Raw genomic sequence first — 20,724 nt, forward strand, 5'->3', positions numbered from 1 at the left:
GTTCCCGGCCGGCCCGAACCTCCATATCGGAGGCAAGCGGTACGCCGATCGATGGCTGACGGTGTGTCGGGCGACGGTCGGCCCGCAGCGTTGACTACAGGGCCGCGCAATGGGGCGCGCGGTGGCTGTCTGCTCTGCGCAGCCGTCGAGAGGGCCGCCCCGATTCATGGGAGGCCATCGAAAAAGAGGCAACCATCTATCTTGAAGCCCTTGAATGAACGAGGTGACCCCCTAAGAAATATCGATGGGAGGCCTTGAAAAGTATCAATGGGGGGCTGGGTGGGTGCCCCCTTGAAAACCTTCGATGGGGGTACATCGAGGATCCCCCTGTTCAGTCACCCCTTGAAAAGTATGGATGTTTGTGTCCGCCGCTCGTCGTCCTCCACTTCGGACACGACCTCACCGCACCACCTGGTCACGCAGCGCTACAACCGTTGCTCAGAAAGGCTCATTGACAAGCTGGGAAGCGCCTGAAAGTGTCTCGCGTACAACGAAATTCATCCGACGTTTTTTGGTCTGACCATTCAGGGAGATCACGGTGCTGCGGAAGAAACCTCTTGCAATGACACTTGGCATGTCATTGCTCCTGTCCATGGGTGTAGCGGCTGACGCGTCCGCGACCAGCGTCGGCGAGGAGCGCTTCCAGCCGAGCGCCACCTACGATCTGTCGGTGACCGACGCCGAGCGCGACGCGATCCACGCGGAAGTCGAGGCGTTGGCTGGGCGCGTCAACAGCGCGCGGGCGGGGGACGGCACCTACGACCCGCTTAGTCTGATCGGGGCGATGCTGGACGGGTCGAGCTACGACTCCATCTCCCGAGGCGGCACGGCCGCGACGGCGTACCCCTTCCCGGTCAGCAACACCGAAGCCAACCAGAACGAGTACGACCGCAAGGTCGCCAAGCTCGCCTGGGTGGTGAAGCTGGCCACCGACCTGGGTTTCCCGGTGGTCGTCCAACGCCAGCCCGACAAGTACGTCTACGCAGAGATCGGTGACCCGGACGCCCCGGAGATGGTCATGGCGTTGAGCCACCTCGACTCGCCGACGGCTTCCGTTTCGCCAGCCCAACTGGCGCGCTGGCGGGACGCCGATGGCAACCTCGGCACTCCTGGTGCGTACCACTCGCCCTATGTCCAGGACGGCTGGGTCTACGGGGCGGGCCTGCAGGACGACAGCGGCCCGACGCTGGCGACGCTGCTCGCGGCCAAGGCGCTGCTCGAGGCGGGGTTGCCCCTCGACCGACGCATCCGCATCGTCATGGGAATCTACGAAGACGGCGGTCCCGGCACGCCCTCGACGACGAACACCGCCACCTTCCAGTCCATCCCGTACAACTCGAACCCGAGCTTCTACGACAACTGGGCCTACAAGAACCTCAACCGGGAGGAGATCCCGATCGCGGGCTACACCTCCGACTCGCGGTTCCCGGTCATCGTCGGCAACTCCGGATCGGTGACCCCGTCGGTGTTGATGAGCTTGTCCGCAGACAGCACCAAGGCCTTCCGGTTGACGGATGCCACAGCTGGCGTCACCCGGCGCGAAGGCGACCCGACGCTCAAGGACATCGCCTACGGCAGCACCACACAGATCGCCTCGCGGGCCATTTTCACCCTCGACGTTGCGGGGGCCGGCTCCGCCGTGCGCGACCGATTCGTGTCGGCGATCACCGCTGCCGCGACCACGAAGGGTTGGCTCCCGGCTGCTCCCCGCACCACGCCCAAGGTGCAGACCACGATCACCGGCGACTCGCTCACGCTGGAGATCAACACCGATGTGGCGATGGAGATGCCGACCCCGCAGTACGGCAAGAATGCCATCGTGTGGGGAATGTTCCTCCTCTCCAAGGGACTCGGCGCATTGGGAACCACGGCCGCCGACATGCAATTGAAGAAAGCCGCCGACGGCATCGCCGACCTGTTCTTCCGCGACGGTGTCGAAGGCGAAGCCTATATCGGCAAGTACATGGGCATCCCGGCGAGCCTGTTGCGCAACCCGAGCAACGGCACGCCGAACCTGACCTTTGCCCTCATGGGGGGCATCAATTCAGAGACCCCGACGAGCTTTTACACGGACGCCTCCGGCAGTCTCAGCATGCCGATGTATGTGCGCAGCATGCACGTCACCGCGGCTGACTCCGGCCAGGCAACGGCGGCGGTCACGGCCGCCTTCCAGGCGAAGGGGTTCACCATCGGCAACCTCGGCTCGCCCGTCGGCGCCGGGTTGTACGTCACTCACGACAACCCGCTGACGGCTCTTCAGTTCGGGAGCTACGAAGCCTCGATCAACCGCAATCCGGCGGAGTTCGCGGATCCCTATTCCCTCAGGGACGTGGTCTATCCGCAGGGCACGACCGGTGGCACCCTGGCCAGCAGCTTCCGCAATAAGATGACCGCCTTCGGCGCCGTCATCCCGGGTAACGAGCGCTGGTGGCACACGGCCAACGAGCGGATGAAGGTCGACTCGGCAGTGCAGATGACCAAGATCATGGCCGATGGCATGCTGGAGATGGCCCGGTACTCCGGGCCCGCCGGTGCCAAGTTCATGTCGGCAAGCATCCCTGGGCTGAACGCCGACCGGGCGGACCTCGACCTGCTCGACGTCACGGTCGGAACCTACAAGGACGCGTCGGCCGCTGTCGGCACGAGCCAGTTGGGCACCCAGGCCCTGCTCGGCGCCACCTCGTTCAACATCCCGATGTGGAACGGGCGCGGCAACTCGGCCCCGACGGCGTCGGCTTTCGCACTGGGGCACGCCCCGGGAGGGGTCTACTTGCCCCTGACCGACACCGAGTACCTGAACAACACGTACGTGGCGCCGATGCGTCTGGAGTTCAAGGTGGAGCGCCCCGACCACATGTCGGACGCGGCTTGGGCGAAGTTCGTCGCCGGCGGCTACGGCGACTTCCAGTTCAACATCCTCGTCGGCGACGCGGTTGTCCCGCTGGCCGTTCCTGCGGGGCAGAGTGCGGACAAGTACTTCTCCTCGCGCATCTCGGCCAACAACCCCGACGCCATCTACCTGTCGGTCAACCTCGCGATCACCGATGCCCCGTACACCGGGGTGCAGGGCATCCTCGCGGATTCCAAGACGGACCTGTACACGGTCAATCCAACGTACTTGGCTTCAAACCCTGATCCGTTCCCCGGGCGCGGAGCCATCGAACAACGGGGCTTCTTCACCTTCGGTGATGGGCAGAAGAACGCGGAGTTCTCTTCACCCGACGCGGTCTACGTGACAGTCGCCAACGCCGTCACCGATGCGAAGCCGTCGGCGGTGGTGAAGAAGTTGAAGGGCAACAAGAACGAGTTGACCATCACGGTGAACCAGACCCACATCGACGGCAGCGAGTCTCCTGTGACGACCACGTTCACCATCGACAACAACGCTGCTGGCACTTACACCGTCGGCGATTACAAGGTATACGTCGAAACCAAGGGCAACACCCAGGTGCGGTCGATCTCCATCGTGTGACGCGTGTGAACCGGAAGTTCAGCGCGCGGACGAGAGGGCATGCGCGGTGCAGGGCCCCGGCAAGGTCGTGAGGGTGCCCGGCTTGATGTGGTTGGTGTAGACGCGCCCGTGCTGGTGGTAGCAGGCGGGCATGACCGGTTCAGATGATCACCGAGGTTCCTACGCCTTATCGATCGTCCGAAGTGAGTCATGCCCGCGCTGCCATCAACGCTGATCTCGTCCTTGTCCGACGCACCGGCTGTCACCGTGCCCGATTGGGCCGCGCTGATTCATGCCATGCGGCCTTCGCGAGCCCTGATAAGCGCCTGGGTCATCAGCGCTGCGGCAAGAAAGACGGCGGCGAGGATGGCCCAGCCCGCCGCGCCGTATTCGATGGCGGCGGTGACGACGAGGGGCGCGAGCATGGCACCGAGTGCTGCGCCGGTCTGGCTGACGCCCTGGTAGGCGCCAGCGTTGGCAGGGTCGGCCAGTTCGAAGGCGAGTGTCCAGCTGCCGGCCTCGGAGAGGATCTCCGCGAGACTGTGCGCGATGGCTGCGAGGACCAGGACGGCCACGGCGATCACGAGTGAGCCGAAAGCGGCGATGGAGTACAGGGCGCAGGCGAGCGCCAGGAGTGCGCCGGCCTGCGCGATTGCGCGGCCGGAGGAATGCAGGTCGGTTGTTCGGTGCGCCGCCCAGAGCTGCAGGACCGACACGATGGCAGTGTTCGCGGCCAGCAGCACCGCCACGGTCACCGCTGGCGTCTGGGTATGGCCAACTACCCACAGTGGCATTCCGACCGTCAATAATCCGAACTGCATGGATAAGAGCGCGTAGAGGGCGGTGATCGCCAGATAGGTGCGGTCTCGCAGCGGTGAGCGCCGCATGGACCGACCGGACTGGGTCCGCCGTCTAGGGTCGGTGTCTACGGGGGCCGCCTGGGGCTGCCACCGTGCCCGGACGAGCGTGTAGGCGGCGACGAGCGTCAACGCTCCGGTGGCCAGCATGGCCACCTGGTACGCGGGTCTCGTGTCGATGGCGAGGGCGATCGCCGCCAGCGCGGTCCCCAGGGCGATGAAGACATTCATCACGACCCGCAGCCGGGCCCGCACGGCGAGCCGGTCTGCCGCGGTGAAGGACTCCGCAATCATCGTCGTGAGTGCGGTGCGCTGCATGGCCTGTCCGCAGACCGCGACGCTCGCGACGACGACGAACGCAGCCGGCGTCCGGGCCAACAGGTAAGCAAGCAGCGCTATTCCCTGTCCGGCGGTGGCCAGAACCATCACCTGCCGCGCGCCGATCGCCCGGGCAAGGTAGCCGGCGCCCAGTGCCGCTCCGACCCCGAGGCATCCGGCCATGGTCAGCCCGAGCCCGACGGTCGTGGCGGGGAAGCCGGCCACGCGCGTGAAGTACAGCACGCTGACGCTGAAGAACACGCCCTTTGACAGTGAGGACGCGATCGTCGACCAGGTCAGCGCCCGGGCGGTTGGGTCGACCGGGTTCAGGTATGGGGCAAGCCACTCCGTGATGGATGGCCGCCGGACCGTTGCGGGAAGCATGATTGCAGTTGTCGCACTGTCCGGTCCCTTGCCGCCAACGATGTAGCGTTGTGCTTCATGGTCCGCTATGAGTTGGTCGATAACGACTTGGCTGATGTCCGGTTCGCGGTGTCGCCACTCAACGAAGTGGTGCTGTCGCTGCGGGCGTGGCGAGACCCGGGTCGGTATCCCTTGCATTTGCGTTGGGTGCGCTCCGTCAACGAGTCGCGAAGCGCGCTGGACCACGAGACACTGCTGGCCCTGACTGATTCGAGACTTTGGACGCCTGACTTCCTCAATCCCCGGCCGTCCTCCCCGCTGACCCACTTCGATGACGAACTGGCGAGGCTGGCCACCATCGACCCGGCCGTGGTCGTCCGCGACCTGCGGGCCGTGCACAGTGCGGGGTCGCTGCCCCGCGCGTTGCGTGGTCCCGTCCCTCGGGTGCTCTCCAGGATCATCGATGCCCTGGCCGGCTACTGGCGGCACTGCTTTGCGCCGCACTGGCCGCGCATGCGGGCTCTACTTGAGGGCGATGTGACGTTCCGCGCGCGGCAGATCTCCCAACACGGACTTGCGGCAATGTTCAACGGGCTCTCGCCTGCAGTCCGGCTCGTCGACGCGACCGTCGAGGTGCGGCTGCGATCCCGTCTGCAATACACGCGGGCCACCAACGGCGGCCTGACCCTCGTGCCGAGCCTCTGGACACTCAACGCATCGACGCCGGCCTCCGAAGCCGAACCGCCGATGATCATCTATGCGGGGCGTGGGGTGGCGACGCTGTGGGAGCCGCAGCCGCTGGCCGCGCCGGGCGCGTTGGCGGCTCTGCTGGGCGTTGTCCGGGCCGGTCTGCTCGTCGCGTTGGAGACGCCGGCGTCATCCACCGAACTCGCGTCCCGCCTCGGCGTCACGCCAACTGCGGTCAACCAGCACCTGCGCGCGCTGCGCGACGGTGGTCTGCTTGTCGGGGTACGCGACGGCCGGTCCGTGCTCTACCGCCGTTCCCCGCTCGGTGACCGCGTGGTAGCGCCCGACCCTGCCTCCTGGCCGGGGTGAACTGTTTTGGGGTTTGGGCCACCCTTGAGCGCCCGAATGTGCGTGCCGTCGATCACCGCGCGGGACATGTTCAGCTGCTCGGCGGCTCTCAGCTTGCCCAGCAGCACTTCGTGCAGGCGTTGCCGCACGCCGGCGTCGGTCCAGTCGAGCAACCGCCGCCAGCAGGTCATGCCCGACCTGAAGCCCAGCTCCTGGGGTAGGCACCTCGCGGTCATCACGGGGCTTTTGACCAGGGTTAGCGGCGCAGCCGTGGTGGTCGAGGCGGTAACAGCGGCGCGATCTCGGCCCACAGCTCGTCAGAGCCGATCCACGGCGGCTGCTCACCCCTCCTCACGTTCAGACAGGACGATCCTCACGTCCCGAGGGCACGCCCAGTATCCGGAGATGTTGTCCCAGGGTGTGGCGATTGCTGCGTGAGCATCAGCTGTCCGAGTTCCTGGGTGCATCGGGTGAGCGCGACGTAGAGGCCGTTCCAGCCGCGCGGTTCAGCGGCGATGCCTTGGGGGTCGATGAGTAGCGTCGCGTCCCATTCCAATCCCTTGGACTGGGTCGCGGTGAGCACTGGCACATCACTCAGCACGGCTAGGAGTTCGGCGATGCGGTCCGCGGGGGCGATGACGCCGACCATGCCACCCTGCCACCGTTGCTGCAGTTGTCGCACAGCTTGGGCGGCGGCGTCGGCGAGCTCGGCGGACGTGATCGTGAGCTCCCAGGGGGCGATGCCGGAGGAGCGTACCGCCCGTGGCGGCGCGTTGTGGCTGCCAGCTTCCTTCAAGACCGGTTCGGTGAGGTCCATAACCTCACGCGGGGTCCGGTAGCAGATGGTCAGTTCCGCGGCGGTCCAGCGGTCTCCGAAAACAGCCTGCACCGCTTGTGCCCAGCTGGTGTGCCGGTGCGCCGCCTCCGCCTGGTCGATGTCGCCAACGGCGGTGATGGATCGACTAGGACAGCGCCGTACGGCCATGTGCCACTGCATCTCGGACAGCTCTTGCGCCTCGTCGATGACGACGTGGCCATACACCCAGCCGCGCTGTCGGCGAGCGCTGTCGGCGACGAACTCGCCCTGTGGTTGCGGGGCGTCGACCTCGCCGAGCAGGTCGGCGAGGGCGTCGAGCAGGGGAATGTCGCTCGATGCCCATGGGGCGGGCTCGGCCGAGACAGCGGTGATCTCCTCCGGGGACAGTTGCGGGGCGAACCGGGCCAGCAGGGTGCGGTCGGTCAGGAGATCACCCAGCAGGGTTTCGGCGTCGAGGGTGGGCCACCATGCCTTGATAAACCGGGCGATGGTGGCGTTCTCGGCGATACGAAGACGGAGGTGATCGATCTCTTCCTCGGAGAGCAATCCGTCGATGTCACTGCCGGTGGACGTCCTGCCGGAGTGGTGGTCATGCCGCATGCCCCTGTCGACGCGGGCGAGGATGTCCTCGAAGCCTTCCTCCATCTCGTTCATCAGCGCCTCGCGCTGCTCGACGACGACTTCGGCAAGGAGGTGGTGCAACTGCTCGGCGAACGCCGCGCGGGCGCGGTGGTACGGGCGTCCCTGCACCGCCGAGGCGAGCGCCTGCGCCACTGTTGCGGCTGTGACGACGTAGAACTCGCCCTCCCAGCGCAGCTTCAGCTCGCGAGGCCGGGGGAGCAGCGATGTGACGTAGTTTTCGAGCGCGGGCTGCCAGAGGGCGCGGCCCTTGATTTCGGCGAGAAGCCGGCTCTCGTCGCGGCCCACGCGGACCTCGGTCAGCAGAGTGTCGCAGGTCGCCGAGACGACGGCGGTCTCACCGAGCGCGGGTAGCACCTGGCCGATGTACTGGAGGAACCGCGGCGAGGGGCCGAGGACCAGGACCGCTTGGTCGGCCATCTTCCGGTGGGCGAACAGCAGGTAGGCGACGCGGTGCAGAGCAACCACGGTCTTACCGGTGCCGGGACCGCCCTGAACGATCAGCGGGCCGGTCGCCTCAGCCCGGATGATGTCGTCCTGTTCGCGTTGCAGCGTGGAGATCGCCGTCGACATGCGGCCGGTGCGCCGCTGGTCGAGGGCGGCAAGAAGAGCGCCTTCACCGACGAGTTCCGCCGTTATGGTCCCGTCCAGTGGCTCGTCGTCCACGCCGACGACGGTCGATCCCGTCGTGCGTATGTGACGGCGCCGTGCCTGACCTTGTGGGTCGACAGCCGTCGCGGTGTAGAACGGCCGAGCTGCGGGAGCGCGCCAATCGACCAGCAGTGGCTCACTGTCCTCGCCATCGTTGCGGAGACCGACACGGCCTACGTGTCGCACGGTGCCATCAAGGCCGTCGAGGCGGCCGAAGACCAGCCCTTCCCGTGCTCGCCGCAGCTCTTCGTACTGCTGGCGGAGCATGCGCTGCCGGGCCCGTTCCAACGCGTCCAGGGCCTCTGACGAAAGCTCGACCTGCAGGTGGTCGGCCAGCCTGTCGCGCCGGGCCGTGGCCAAGTCGAGAAACGCCTGTTCCTCGGCGACCGCGGATCGGCGCGCGACGCCCTCTGCGGTAGAGGTCGGCGGTTCGCCGTCCGGTGTTATTTCGCTGACGCCAGCAGTGTGGTTGTTCAGAGCAGACTTCCGGCGCATTCGCAAGTCCTTGTATTGGTGTTCCCCTCGGCCCGGATGAGCCGCAGTGCATTCGGCGGCAAGCATAGGGCTGGTTTCCCTTGTCGGCCAGGAACTCCGCCGGCAGAGATGGGGATCTCAATGCCTTGCAGTTCCGGGTCGCTTGTGGCCTTACCCAATCTTGATTCGCTTATTGACAGTTCGGTCCTTATCTGATCTGCGGGTGGCCCTTCGACCAACCACACTGCACCCACGATGCGGATCCACGACGACAGCACCATTGGGAGGGGCCGAGACGTTGTTCCAGCCAATGAGTTGATCTCAGCAACGCGAGTCTGCTGATTGGACGGCACGGACAAAATGCCCGAAGTTGACGGGGCGGGATATGGGCCCGGATTCCCTCGCAGGGCTCCGGAGGCAGTGCCCTTGAGTGCCCGTAGGATGCGCACCGTGGGTTACCTAGTATGGCCTTCAGGCCGCCTGAACCTTCCGCAGTCGGACGACGCCGCTGCCGTCGCCACCGCCAAGGCCGCCATGGCTGAACGAGGTGGTTGGTTCGCCCCGGATGAGTCTGCCGCAAGCGACACACTGGCCGACATAGCGGAGGCGGCGAGAGCCTCGATCAGCCGCGCCGGAGACTGGATCGAGTTTGGTTACGACGATGCGGGCGATCCCAAGTGGTCGGATCAAGCTACGGCCTTCTACGTCGCGATTGCGCCGTTCGTTCGCTCGGGAGTCGTCCATATCGAGGGCGAAGACGGTGCCCGCTGGTCCTATTCCTATGCTGATGGGCAGGTCACTCAACAGGGTTGGAACGGTTGGGATGGATCCATCGAGCCGTTTGGCGAGTATGTGGAGCACCCTCTGCCCGACCAGCTTTAGGCGTCAGCGGCGGCCCCTTCTGAGGTAGAAAGAGTCATGAACTGGTTGCGACGGTCCCGCACTGCCTCCTATGCGGTCGACGGTGTCGAGCCGTGGCGTAGCAGCGGCGGCTGGGACATCTTCGACGGCGACGCTCTGGCCTGGCTGCCCGCGGTTGCCGAGGCCGCCGCGCGCCTGCCGCAGGACCCCGCAATGGAGGACCTGCCGGACTAGCTGGCGGTCTGCACGAAGAACGGCCGGGAGTGACGTGATCTCAACATGAATCCGGTAGGTATCGGTATTCGAAATGGGTGAGATGGAGAGCGGCGCGGACGATGTCGCCGACCTGTCGTGGGCTGGCGGTGCTGTGGCGTAGTGTGCGCCAGCGGCCGGTGAGGATCGCGAAGCCGCGTTCTCCGAGGCATCGCATGGATCGAAGGGCAGCGTTGTAGGTGCGGTTGTCGACCGCGAGGCGGCGGCCGTCGGCGGGTTGCTTGTACGGGGTGTGGATGCCCTGGCCGGCGCCTTCGTAGCCGGAGTCGGCCAGGGTCGGTAGATCCAGCGCCGACGCCGCCCAGTAGAGCGCGCCGGTGATGTCCAACTGTTGGGCGCAGGCCAGGTCGTGAAGGTGTCCGGGCATCGCACTCGAGGTCCAGACCGGTAGTCCGTCCGGGCGCATGACCGCTTGGATGTTCGCGCCGAAGTCGCGGTGTTTCCCGGAGTACCAGGCGTCGATCGTTTTGCCCTTGACGCTGGTGGTGGTCTCGGCGAGCCGGTCGGTGTCGAACAACTTGCCGTCGAGGATCACGTGGGACCAGCCGTCAGCCGCGACCTGGGTCAGGGCGTCGTGCAGGGTGGGGGTCTGCGCGGCGAGGACGCGCACGGCCTCGGCGACGTACCGGTAAGCAGTTGCCCTCGGCACCCCGAACCCGACCCCGAGGGTCGTCTTGTCCTCGCCCTTGCGGAACCACACCAGCACCAGAAGCGCCTGGTAGAAGCACGTCAACGCCCGGGCTCGGCGGCGGGTTCTCACCGCCCGACGCTCCGCGTGTAGCAGACGCGCCACGTGACGCACGAGTTCCCTGGGGACGTCGAGCCTGGCAGAATAGGTGATCACGTGGAGCCCTCTCGGAGACTGATTCTGTCGCAAGAACCTGTCTACCGATGGCTCCACGTCCTTATCCCACACTGTCCGCTATGGACGCTACGCCCGTGCCATCCCGAATCCCGCCCGAATCCTTGCTGAGATCACCTCAATGAAGGTGCTCTTCCGCCTTAGAGGACGTCTGATTCACGTATTTTGCGGGTGATGCTGCATTCAGTCGTCTCGCCAGGTTGGGGTGGTTTCGGCGGTGACGCGTTTGGCGAGGTTGTCGATCATCGCGATGCGGATCATGCTGGCGGAGTTGTCGGGTAGGGCTTCGTAGTCACGGGCCAGGCGCCGGTGCAGCATGATCCAGCCCAGGGTGCGTTCGATGACCCAGCGGCGTTTGACCACCGAGAATCCTCGGACGTGTGGATCTTTGGCGACGACCTCGACATCGATGCCGAGGGTGGCGCCGTGTTCGATCACCCTGTTCTTGAAGCCGGCGTCGACCCAGGTCTTGGTCAGGGCGGGGTGGGTGGCTTTGGCCTGTTCCAGCAGGTTGATGCCGATGGTGTTGTCGCTGGCGCTGGCGGCGGTGACGATGACCGCGAGCAGCAGGCCGAGAGTGTCGGTGACGATGCCGCGTTTGCGTCCGACGATCTTCTTGCCGGCGTCGATGCCCTGGCTGGCCAGTGGTGCGTTGGTGGAGGTCTTCACGCTCTGGGTGTCGATGACGCAGGCCGAGGGCTGGGTGGCGCGTCCGGCCTTGGCGCGTGCCAGGCCGGTGAGGTCGTAGTTGAGCTGGGCGAAGAGGCCGTCGCTGGTCCAGGCGGTGAAGTAGCCGTAGACGGTCTGCCATGGCGGGAAGTCGTGGGGCAGGTAGCGCCAGGCGATGCCGGTGCGGTTGACGTAGAGGATCGCGTTGAAGATCTCCCGCAGGTCGTGGGTGGCGGTACGTCCGCCGATCCCGGCGTCGGTGCGGGCCTGGCGCCAGGCGGTCAGCCGTGGTGCGATCAGCGCCCAGCGGGCGTCGGACAGGTCGCTGGGGTAGGCGGGTCGCTCGGCCACGCGATATGTCTACTGTGGACTACATGGTGGATCGCAGTTGGGTCCGACGATTCCCGAACTTTCGGAACCAGACACGATCTGCAGATCAAAGCAGGGCATCTCGCATCGGCATCAATCAGGTGAACCTGGTCCCAGTGGTGATCATTCGACCCTGCCGACGCCTTGCCGACTAGGCCCACGAAAGCAGCAATACGTAGTGGGAGTGATCAAAACGCCCAGTTAGAGCGTGTTTGAGATGGGCTGATCAGGTCCAGTGAAGGTTCGGCTGGCTTGTTGTTGGGCCGGCGGCCGGGTACTGGCCGACCAGCATAGACATCCCACGGGCTTGAACGCACACAATCCAGGACAGAAGCGCGCTCATGCTCATCGTCGCAGGGCGTGCAACGTCGAGGTCCGCAGCGTGACGGCGAACAAGCAGAGACTGCTGCAGCACGCATGAAGCCGTTTGAGGTCCATTTTGATGGGGTGGGGCTGCGGGTGCGTGTCAGCCCAGTGCTTTGCGCAGCAGTGCCGTCAACTGGTCCTGTTCGTCGGGTGAGAGTCGTCCGACCGCCGTGCGGGCGAAGGTGAAGGCTGTTGTGAACCGGTGGTTGATCTCGTCTCCTCGGGGGGTTCGCGCGACGAGTCGTGCGCGGCGGTCCTGGGGATTCGGTTCGCGGGTCACGAGGCCGAGCGCTTCGAGGCGCGCGACGATCTGGGTGATGTTGGAGGCATCGCAGCCGAGCTCCTCGGCCAAGGCGCCCATGCCGCGTCGCTCATCGAGTCGCCCGAGCACACATGCCTGGGCCGGGCTGAGCGACAGTTGGGCTGCGGCCGCCTCGTAGGCGCGGTCGTATACGTCGACCAGGTCGAACAGGACGGCCTCGGCCTCGGACGAGGTGGTTACGGGTCCGTTTGGCAGTGCCATGGCTCCCAGCCTAGAACAGTTACTTGATCCGCTCAAATAGCTGTGATCCAATGATCCTTGATTCACTCAAGCAACAAGGAGGGGCAATGGAGAGCAGAGTCGAGCGCACAGCGGGCGCGATCGTGGTGCCGCAGATGATCGCGGTCGTCCTTGACCGGTTCGGCGGTGTCGACGAACTCTCGTCGCGCCGCGTACCGCTTCCGGAGGTCGGCGACGACGACGTCCTCATCCGGGTGGAGTTCGCAGGGGTCGGGTCCTGGGACGCGGGCGAGCGGGAGGGGGACTACGACGGCATTTTCGGTGTCGCGTCGACCTTCCCCTATGTCCTCGGCTGGGACGCGGCGGGCACGGTGGCCGCGGTCGGACGCAACGTCATCCGGTTCGACGTGGGTGAGCGTGTTTACGCTGCGTCGATGCCGGTGCCGCGTGGCGGCTTCTACGCCGAGTACGGCGTCGTTGAGGCGGAGTTCGTGGCTCGCGTGCCTGACCGGGTGCCGACCGAACAGGCCGGCGCAATGGCTTGGGATGCCCTGACCGCACTGAGCGGCCTCGATCTGCTCGGCCTGCGGCCGGGCGAGACGCTCATGGTCTTCGGGGCCAGCGGGGGTATCGGGCACATGGCCGTGCAGCTGGCGCGGCACAGCGGCATCCGGGTGTTGGCCGTGGCCTCTGGTGACGACGGTGTCGCCTTGGCCCGGCGGCTGGGCGCTGACGACGCCGTCGACGGTCGCAAAGACGATGTGTTGGCTGCGGCGTTCGAGTTCGCACCAGGCGGGCTCGATGCGGCTCTGGTCACCGTGGGAGGCGAGACTGCCGAACGGTCTCTTCGCGCGATCAAGAATTCGGGACGGATCGCCTGGCCGAACGGTGTCCTGCCCGCGCCTGTAACGTCGCCGGACGCGACGGTGTCCTACTACGACGGGGATCGAAGCCGCGCCGCCACCGATCGGCTGAACGCGACCATCGAGGCCAGCTCCTTCGAGGTCCACGTCGCCCGGACCTTCCCGTTGGAGCGAGTCAAGGATGCGCATCGCGCCCTAAATGATCACTATGTCGGGAAGCTGGCCCTCAAGGTCGGATAGAACGCCAACAAACGGCCCGAGGCTCCGGCTGTCAACGGCATCAACGCCGCTCAGCCTTCCTGACACGCAGGTAGCGGTCGAGGGACCAGGCGTTCAGTTCCAAATCAGCGTGAAGATTGGCCTGGGTCATCTGGATGGTGGCGTGGCCGAGCCAGAGCGCATGCTGGCGGTGCTGGACGGGGTGTGGCAGCCGGTTCGGGGCCGGCGCCGGGTGCTGGGCCTGTACTGGGCCGTCGTGCTGACGCTGTTTCTCATGCGCCGCAATGAGTCCCAGGCCGTGGCCGGCGAGTTGTTCGGCTGCTCGCAGTCCACCGTGTTCCGGATCGTGTGCCGGTTGCGGCCGCTGCTACGCGCGGCCACCGCCGAGGTCGCCGGCCAGGTACGGCTTCAGGCGAAACGCTCGGCGGTGCTGGTTGACGGGTTCCTGGCCCCGACCGATAACCGCACCGGCGTGAGCGACCTGTTCTCCGGCAAGCGCCATACCTGCGGGTTGAACATCCAAGCCGTATCGGACCTTGCCGGCCGGCTGGTCGACACCGGCCTACCGGTGCCCGGTGCCCGCCACGACAGCAAAGCCCTGGCCGAGTCCGGCATCGCCGACCGGTGGGCCAGCCACCTCGAACCCGGCGGGCCCGGCATGCTCGCCGACCTCGGCTACCTGGGCGCCGGCGCGATCACCGGCATCCGCAAACCCCGCGGAGCCGACCTGACCGGCGTCCAACGCGCCTGCAACACCGCCATCAACAGCGCCCGCGCGGCGGGGCCATCGCCCACCTGGTCAACTGGAAAGTCCTCGACACCGGCTGGCGCGGACGCCTCACCGACTTCCCCGAAGTACTACGCACCGTCACCGGACTCGAAATCTACCGAACCTGGGCTTTCCCGACGACTAGCCTGTCGCCACACCCGACACCGATGTGGCGCGGGGCCTGCTAGGCGCGGGCTTGGCGGCGGAGGCCGAGGGCACCGGCGGTTAGCAGGGCGATGGCCCCGATGACGACCGACCAGAACCACGTGGCGCCGAGAACCTCGGGCTGACCCCAGGCGCCCAGGGCTCTGAGCGACAGCATGGCGATGATCAGTGGGATGAGGAGCACCCCGGCCGCGATGGTCGCCCGGGCATCGACGGCAACCCATAGCAGGAAACCGGCCATCACGACGACGGTGGCCCCCGGTTGCAGGCCGATCGTCACGTCGTAGTCCGTGGGCAGCAGAAACACCGCGACCGGCACGGCGAGCAGCCAGGCCACTGGCCGCCGCGTGCCCGGCGCCGGCCAGAGGATCAACGGCACGATCAACAGCACGGCGAGTGGCAGCGGCCAGAGGGTCGAGTCAGTCATGGCGACTTCGCGGATGAACTCGATCGGCGGATAATGGCGCTCACCGGTGACGCTGTCTACGCCGACCAAGGCGAGGCGCAGAACGACCAGCGCCGCAGCGAGCGCGCTAAGCGTTGCCAGCAGGCCCAGTACGTATCGGCCGCCGGCTACCGCGACGACCGCCGAGGCGGCGATGACGGTTACCAGTGGATAGGTGAGCTCAGGCGGGTAATCCACGCCGTCGGTGACGATGCGGGGGAGGACTCTGCCGGTCTCGGCCAGGCTGCCGGCCGTGGCATACACCAGCAGCAGGAGCACAGCCAGGCGCAGCGACCCACGGAAGCCCTGGCTTGTCGAACGTGCGTCGTGCGTCCTGGCACGGGTCTGCAATCCCCGTAGGACCAGCATCGCCCCCTCCCGCGCCGTTGGGCGCTGCTGATCAGGGCCGGCCGCCTCCATGAGCGTGCCGATCATCTCAGCGCCGCGCTCACGCCGGTAGCGCTTCGGGTACGCCCACAGCAGCAGCCGGTACCGCGCCTCAAGTACCTCCTGAGTCATGCCGGTCTCACCGTCCGAACGCGCAGCGCCGGTCGGTCGATCACCACGCGCGCAGCCTGGATCATCCGATCGGCCTCGGCGCGGAGCACGGCAACGCCCTCGTCCGTGAGGTTGTAGTAGCGCCGGGCACGCCCGTTGACCACCTCCTCGTCAGCTACGCGTAGAAGCCCTTCGGCGCTGAGCCGGTCGAGTGCCGCATAGAGGGTGCCAGCCGCCATGCGTACCCGACCGCGCGACAGTTCCTCGGCGCGTTTAATGATCGCGTATCCGTGGAGTGGGCCGTCCATCAGCGCGGCGAGCGCAAAATAGCTCTGTTCGCGGATAGTCATGACATCAGAATATTCAGTCAAGGTGAATACAGCAAGGTTGCGCGGCAGAGTGGGAGCGCCACGCTCGGGCCGCCTCCTCGGCCCGCGGCCCTCAACTGCCGCTACAGCGACATCGGCGGAAGTGACCCCAGTGGACCCAACCGCCCGCAAACGAGCAGGACTGGTACGGCAACTCCGCACGCCCAGTCGAGGCCAGAAGGGTTCGGCCATGACCAAAGACAGCACTTATGATCCATTGCACAACTGGCGTGGTCCGTGGGGCTGTACAGCCATCCGTACAGCCAAGCCGACCTACGGACGCCGTCCGAGGCCGACTGCGGACGACAGGACGAGCAGGCTAGCAGCAGCCATGGGCACCAGCCGACAGTCGTCTTGATCTTTGCAAGGCCGGTGCCGTCTGGTCCGAGTTACTCCTGCGCCACGGCGTCCCGGTGGAGCAGCACAACACCCGATCGGCCCTGGAGGACCCCCTGAGGGCGTACGTCCTCGGATCTTCTTTCAGCAGGTCCCCGAGGGCAAGACCGCCAAGTGCCGCCTGCACCTGGACGTACGCGCCGCACCCGGCCTGCACGGCGACGAGCGGATGGCCGCCCTCGAAGCGGAGTGCGAGCGCCTCGTCGGTCTCGGCGCCACCCGCTTGCGCCGCGACGAGCCGGCGCCTCCTACCAGCGCGGGCTACATCGTGATGGTCGATCCGGAGGGAAGCGAGTTCTGCTTGGACTGAGCGACGGGGAACTTCACCCCGGTGAGGTCTTCGGAGACGGCCCACAGCCGCTGCTGGACGGCTACCTCGTACGAGTCTGGGCTGGAGGTGACCAGCCGGGGGTGGCCCATGACCTCGTTGCGTCCGCCGGGACCGTAGTACTGGCCGCCGAGCGCGGCGGGGTCGGTGGCGGCGCGCAGGGTCGGCAGCGCGCCCATCGCTGGCGTCTGGGTGATCAGCGGCGCGAGCCAGGTGAGCGGAAGCCGGAGGGCCGCGGGGGTGTTGCGGGCGAGCTCGGTGCTGGACATGCCGGGGTGCGCGGCCATCGCGACGGTGGTGCCGTGCGTGGCGAGCCGGCGCTGCAGCTCGTAGGTGAACATCAGGTTGGCCAGCTTGGACTGGCCATAGGCGGCGGCCCGGCTGTACGACCGCTCCCACTGCAGGTCGTCGAAGTGGATCGCGGCCCGGATGCGGTGGCCGGTGCTGCTGACCGTCACCACGCGGGAGCCGGGCACCGGCAGCATCAGGTCCAGCAGCAGCCCGGTGAGCGCGAAGTGGCCGAGGTGGTTGGTGGCGAACTGCATCTCGAAGCCGTCGCGGGTGGTCTGCTTCGGGGTGTACATCACGCCGGCGTTGTTGATCAGCAGGTCGATCCGGTCGAGCCGGGACCGCAGCGCCGCCGCCGCGGTCCGGACGGAGTCGAGCGAGGTCAGGTCCAGCGCCTGCACGGTCACGTCGCCGGTCATGCGGGCCGCGGCCTGCTCGCCCTTCTCGACGTTGCGCACGGCGAGGACGACGGACGCCCCGCGCTCGGCGAGCGCCTTGGCGGTCTCGTACCCCAGTCCGGTGTTGGCCCCGGTCACCACGGCCACCCGTCCGCGCTGGTCCGGAATGTTCGCCGTCGTCCACTTCTCGCTCATGTCAGGCTCCCAACGTAACTAACGTACCAGAGGTATCTTGTGCCGACGACGTTAAAGTACTTTCGGTACGTTGTCAACGTACCGCAGGTACCTAAGTTAGGCTGGTGATCGTGACTTTCCAGCGGGCGCGAACCGAAGAGCAGCGGGAGATCCGCCGACGGGCCATCCTCGACATGGCATCGGCGATGCTCAACGAGATGCCCGTGGCCGCGGTCACCCTGAACGAGCTCAGCCGCCGGGTAGGCCTGGCGAAGCCGAACGTGCTGCGCTACTTCGAGTCTCGCGAGGCGGTGCTGCTAGAACTGCTGGACCACTTCCTGCAGGAGTGGCTGACGGAACTGGCAGGCGAGTTGGCTGCCGGCATCGACGAAAATCTACCCATGGCCGAGCGAGCGGCAGCAGTGGCCGAGATCCTCAGCCGTTCGCTCTCCGGCCGAGTGGTGCTGTGCGACCTCTTCGGCGCACAGGGCAGCGTCCTGGAACACAACGTCTCCGTCGAGGTCGTAGCACGCTACAAGCGCGCCTCCCTGGACCGCCTGACAACCATGACCGCCCTGATCCAGAAGTACCTGCCGGAGCTGGGCGAGAACGCAACACTGTTCAGCCTGCAAACCATGGTCATGGCCGGCGCGCTGTCGGCGTACAGCACACCCCCACCCAGCCTGCAGGCGGCCTACCAGGCCGAGCCCGACCTGGCCCGCTTCCACCTGGAGCTGAAGGACTACTTGAAGCTGGCCCTGACCGCAACCCTCCTGGGCGTGCTACCCCGCCGCTGACCTGCGTTGCACTGGACAGGCCAAAACCTCTGCATTTCTCGCGCATCGATGCGGAGTGACCGGGTTCGGCTGGTTGTCGGCGCCGACATGGACCCCGCTCTGGTGTAGCGCCAGTGCTGCGGGCAGCTGTCCCGGGGCGTCGAGCTCGATCGGCGTGATGCGGCCGTCGGCAGGACCGCCCGGGAGCCATGCCTCGGTGTCTGGCATCAATGATCACCCACCATTTTGACGACTGCCAGCAGACCAGCTATCGCGGTGATGAGGCTCGCCGACGCGCTGGCGTCCGCCGCGCGCTGGCGGCGACGTCGGGCTGCACGTACTCGAAACGATGACCACCCTGATCCAGTCGGCAGCCGAAGGCCAGCGGATCGAGCTGACGACGGTGGTGGAGCGGCCCGCACCAGTTCCGCTCACTCCGGTCGAGGACTGGAAGGCGTACGACGCATACGGACACTGAACGAGGGTCGGGTGGCGGTCGGCGCTGGCCCGGCGGCGCGGCCCCGCCGCGCGTCTACGGCGAGCAGTGTGAGGGCGACCAGCGTGAGCAGCCCGCCGACGAGTGCCAGCGAGCGTGCCCCCGAGGTGGGCAGGAGGGCACCGCCGAGCAGTGATCCGCCGGCAATGCCGGCGTTGAAGGCGGTGCTGACGCCGGCCGACGCGATGTCGGTGCTGCCCGGAGCCAGTTGCAGCATCCGGTTCTGCACGGCGGAGCCGAACGCCGCGTAGGCGAGGCCGATCCCGGCGAGGAGTGCGACCGCGCCGGGCCGGAGCGCGCCGAGCGCGTACAGGCCGAACAGCGAGGCCGTGCCGATGCTCAGCGGCGTCAGCAGGGAAGCGATCGGCCGGGTGTCCAGGGTCCGGGTCGCGGCCAGGGTGCCGACGACGCCGGCGGTGCCGGCCGCGAACAGCAGCGGCGCCAGCACCGCGTCGGCGAAGCCGCTGACGTCGAGCAGGAACGGTGTGACGTAGGTCTGCAGGGTCATGAAGCCGCCGATGCCGAGGGCGGTCGCGATCAGCAACAGGGCGAAGCGCCGCCCGTCCGGTGCGGTGCCCCGGGCGGCGCCGCCAGCGGCCGGGGGATAGGAAGGAAGGAAGACGAGCACCGCAGCGACGATCGCCAGACCGACCCCGGCCAGCGCCGCGAACGCCACACGCCAACCGGCCTGCTGCCCGAGCCAGGTGCCGAGGGGTACACCGAGCACCGGGGCGAGCGTCGCGCCGGTCGCGAACAGCGCTATCACCCGGCCGCGCACCGCGACCGGGAATGGCCCGGTCACGGTCGCCGTGGCGATGGACCAGAACAGCGCCTGGGCGAGGGCGGTCACGAGGCGGGAGCCCGCCAGCACGGCGTACGTCGGCGCGAGCGCGGCGGTGGCGTTCCCGGCGGCGAACAGGAGCATCGTGACGCCGAGCAGTTGACGCCGGGGTATCAGCTGGGTCAGCCGGGCCAGCGGCACGGACGCCAGCACGACCACGACGGCGTACCCGCTGACCAGCAGACCTACCTGCGAGCGGGACCGATCGAGATCGGGTGCAATGTGGGTCAGCAGGCCGACGGGCAGCAGTTCGGTCGTGATGAACGCGAACGCGGCAAGGGAGAGCGCGACGAGCACGGCCCTGGCCCTTCGCGGCGACACCTCCGGAGCCATGGCCCACCCCCATTCATGGTCACCGTAATCGCGGGGCCCGACCCCCGCTGCAGCCGGCCAGCCGCTGACCCGGGAGGCATTCTCCGCGGAACTGTTCGGCATCACCGGACTCCTGCCACGACACGACACAATGGACGGCGAGTCGCGGATGCCCGGTGCGGCCTGGTCGCTGCCTCACTCGGCACTGGACATGTTGGGGTCGTCGTTGTGGTGATGGTGCAGTTCCGGGTGCTGGGTCCGCCGGAGATCGTCCGGGACGGGCGGGTGGTGCCCCTCGGGGGGCCCGGCACCCCGACCGCGTCGGTCGTCTCGCGCTGATCACGCCCAGTCCGCGGCCGGTCGACGTGGAGGTCAGCGACCTGGATCGCCGGGAGCTGGCCTAGCTCCGACGGGGAGAGCCCTGGTTCCCGGCGGCCTTCGCCGCCTTCGAACGCATCTGGTCGGGCCAGCCCACCGCCGCCGACTGGGAGGCGATCACACCGTTCACCCACGGCCGGTGGGACGCCGACCGCCGGGCCCGGGTCGCCGGGGAGGCGGGGCAGCGCAACGACGACGCAGCGGCCGTCTACTACTCGGCCGGGGCCGTCGACCCGGAGGCTGTCAGGTCCGCCCTCGGTCACCTTCAGGCGCCGGTCTTGCTGCTCGCCGGCGAGTACGACGTCGGGCTCCCGCCGAAGCGCGCCGCCGAGTACGCCGGCCTGTTCCCGCGGGCCGAGTTGGCGGTGCAGCCGGGCGCCGGGCACTATCCGTGGCTCGACGATCCGGAGTGGTTCGTGGAGACGATGGCCGGATTCCTGCGTTGAGCGGTGACGGCCGCGGCGCCCAGGAGCGCCGCGGCCGTCCCTACCTGCCGTGATTCG

The 20,724-nt window shown here is 67.2% G+C and carries 17 protein-coding genes and 1 pseudogene; 9 read left to right on the forward strand and 9 right to left on the reverse strand.

All coding sequences use genetic code 11. From position 1 onward, the window contains the following. Window positions 1-538 precede the first annotated feature (538 nt). On the forward strand, window positions 539-3,472 hold the full coding sequence (locus OG470_RS19870; protein WP_328414346.1) for a M20/M25/M40 family metallo-hydrolase: 2,934 nt from the start codon (window positions 539-541) through the stop codon (window positions 3,470-3,472). Window positions 3,473-3,741: 269 nt separating this feature from the next. Here the strand turns inward: OG470_RS19870 and OG470_RS19875 are convergent, their stop codons facing one another. After that, entirely contained in the window at window positions 3,742-5,010 is a 1,269-nt protein-coding gene (locus OG470_RS19875) for an MFS transporter (protein ID WP_328414348.1), read from the reverse strand. Between the two features lie 57 nt (window positions 5,011-5,067). Between OG470_RS19875 and OG470_RS19880 the strand changes: the two genes are divergently transcribed. Next, window positions 5,068-6,045, forward strand: a complete 978-nt coding sequence (locus OG470_RS19880; RefSeq protein ID WP_328414351.1) for an ArsR/SmtB family transcription factor — start codon at window positions 5,068-5,070, stop codon at window positions 6,043-6,045. Between the two features lie 352 nt (window positions 6,046-6,397). Here OG470_RS19880 and OG470_RS19890 read toward each other — a convergent pair whose 3' ends face one another. Further along, the gene (locus OG470_RS19890; RefSeq protein WP_328414353.1) at window positions 6,398-8,626 is read right to left on the reverse strand and encodes a HelD family protein; all 2,229 of its coding nucleotides are present in this window, start codon (window positions 8,624-8,626) and stop codon (window positions 6,398-6,400) included. Window positions 8,627-9,055: 429 nt separating this feature from the next. Between OG470_RS19890 and OG470_RS19895 the strand changes: the two genes are divergently transcribed. Together OG470_RS19895 and OG470_RS19900 are read left to right on the forward strand one after the other, a co-directional pair. Beyond that, window positions 9,056-9,487, forward strand: a complete 432-nt coding sequence (locus tag OG470_RS19895; RefSeq protein WP_328414355.1) for a hypothetical protein — start codon at window positions 9,056-9,058, stop codon at window positions 9,485-9,487. A 36-nt stretch (window positions 9,488-9,523) separates the two neighbouring features. After that, entirely contained in the window at window positions 9,524-9,700 is a 177-nt protein-coding gene (locus OG470_RS19900; RefSeq protein WP_328414356.1) for a hypothetical protein, read from the forward strand. A 40-nt stretch (window positions 9,701-9,740) separates the two neighbouring features. Here OG470_RS19900 and OG470_RS19905 read toward each other — a convergent pair whose 3' ends face one another. The 3 genes from OG470_RS19905 to OG470_RS19915 form a co-directional block, all read right to left on the reverse strand. Then, window positions 9,741-10,499, reverse strand: a complete 759-nt coding sequence (locus OG470_RS19905) for a transposase family protein (protein ID WP_328414358.1) — start codon at window positions 10,497-10,499, stop codon at window positions 9,741-9,743. A gap of 285 nt (window positions 10,500-10,784) precedes the next feature. After that, window positions 10,785-11,621 carry an IS5 family transposase gene (locus OG470_RS19910; protein WP_328414360.1) on the reverse strand — a complete coding sequence of 279 codons (837 nt, stop codon included), beginning with the start codon at window positions 11,619-11,621 and terminating at the stop codon, window positions 10,785-10,787. 484 nt (window positions 11,622-12,105) lie between these two features. Next, window positions 12,106-12,528, reverse strand: a complete 423-nt coding sequence (locus OG470_RS19915; protein ID WP_328414362.1) for a MarR family winged helix-turn-helix transcriptional regulator — start codon at window positions 12,526-12,528, stop codon at window positions 12,106-12,108. A gap of 134 nt (window positions 12,529-12,662) precedes the next feature. Here OG470_RS19915 and OG470_RS19920 point away from each other — a divergent pair, with 134 nt between their 5' ends. Together OG470_RS19920 and OG470_RS19925 are read left to right on the forward strand one after the other, a co-directional pair. Then, complete coding sequence (locus OG470_RS19920; RefSeq protein WP_328414363.1) at window positions 12,663-13,610, forward strand: quinone oxidoreductase family protein; 948 nt, start codon at window positions 12,663-12,665, stop codon at window positions 13,608-13,610. A 142-nt stretch (window positions 13,611-13,752) separates the two neighbouring features. Beyond that, window positions 13,753-14,607: a transposase family protein gene (locus OG470_RS19925; RefSeq protein WP_328414365.1), complete on the forward strand. Its 855-nt coding sequence runs from the start codon at window positions 13,753-13,755 to the stop codon at window positions 14,605-14,607. On the opposite strand, the gene OG470_RS19930 is transcribed toward OG470_RS19925, so the two are convergent. Together OG470_RS19930 and OG470_RS19935 are read right to left on the reverse strand one after the other, a co-directional pair. Next, a complete protein-coding gene (locus OG470_RS19930; protein WP_328414367.1) occupies window positions 14,543-15,403 on the reverse strand; it encodes a hypothetical protein in 861 nt (286 codons plus the stop codon). The two genes, OG470_RS19925 and OG470_RS19930, sit on opposite strands and share 65 nt — an antisense overlap. Before the next feature lie 80 nt (window positions 15,404-15,483). Next, window positions 15,484-15,816: a PadR family transcriptional regulator gene (locus OG470_RS19935; protein ID WP_328414369.1), complete on the reverse strand. Its 333-nt coding sequence runs from the start codon at window positions 15,814-15,816 to the stop codon at window positions 15,484-15,486. 379 nt (window positions 15,817-16,195) lie between these two features. Between OG470_RS19935 and OG470_RS19940 the strand changes: the two genes are divergently transcribed. Then, window positions 16,196-16,540, forward strand: coding sequence for a VOC family protein (locus OG470_RS19940; RefSeq protein WP_386990657.1), 345 nt, complete (start codon window positions 16,196-16,198; stop codon window positions 16,538-16,540). Here OG470_RS19940 and OG470_RS19945 read toward each other — a convergent pair. Further along, window positions 16,492-17,439: an SDR family NAD(P)-dependent oxidoreductase gene (locus OG470_RS19945; protein WP_328414371.1), complete on the reverse strand. Its 948-nt coding sequence runs from the start codon at window positions 17,437-17,439 to the stop codon at window positions 16,492-16,494. The genes OG470_RS19940 and OG470_RS19945 overlap by 49 nt on opposite strands. Window positions 17,440-17,549: 110 nt before the next feature. On the opposite strand from OG470_RS19945, the gene OG470_RS19950 reads away from it, so the two are divergent. Continuing rightward, on the forward strand, window positions 17,550-18,215 hold the full coding sequence (locus tag OG470_RS19950; RefSeq protein ID WP_328414373.1) for a TetR/AcrR family transcriptional regulator: 666 nt from the start codon (window positions 17,550-17,552) through the stop codon (window positions 18,213-18,215). Window positions 18,216-18,625: 410 nt separating this feature from the next. Here the strand turns inward: OG470_RS19950 and OG470_RS19955 are convergent, their stop codons facing one another. Continuing rightward, window positions 18,626-19,864: an MFS transporter gene (locus tag OG470_RS19955; protein ID WP_328414375.1), complete on the reverse strand. Its 1,239-nt coding sequence runs from the start codon at window positions 19,862-19,864 to the stop codon at window positions 18,626-18,628. Between the two features lie 410 nt (window positions 19,865-20,274). On the opposite strand from OG470_RS19955, the pseudogene OG470_RS19960 reads away from it, so the two are divergent. After that, window positions 20,275-20,667: pseudogene (locus OG470_RS19960) on the forward strand (alpha/beta fold hydrolase); the annotation flags it as partial. Between the last annotated feature and the right edge of the window lie 57 nt (window positions 20,668-20,724).

Origin of the sequence: Micromonospora sp. NBC_00389, assembly GCF_036059255.1 — a bacterium.
Taxonomy (GTDB): domain Bacteria; phylum Actinomycetota; class Actinomycetes; order Mycobacteriales; family Micromonosporaceae; genus Micromonospora.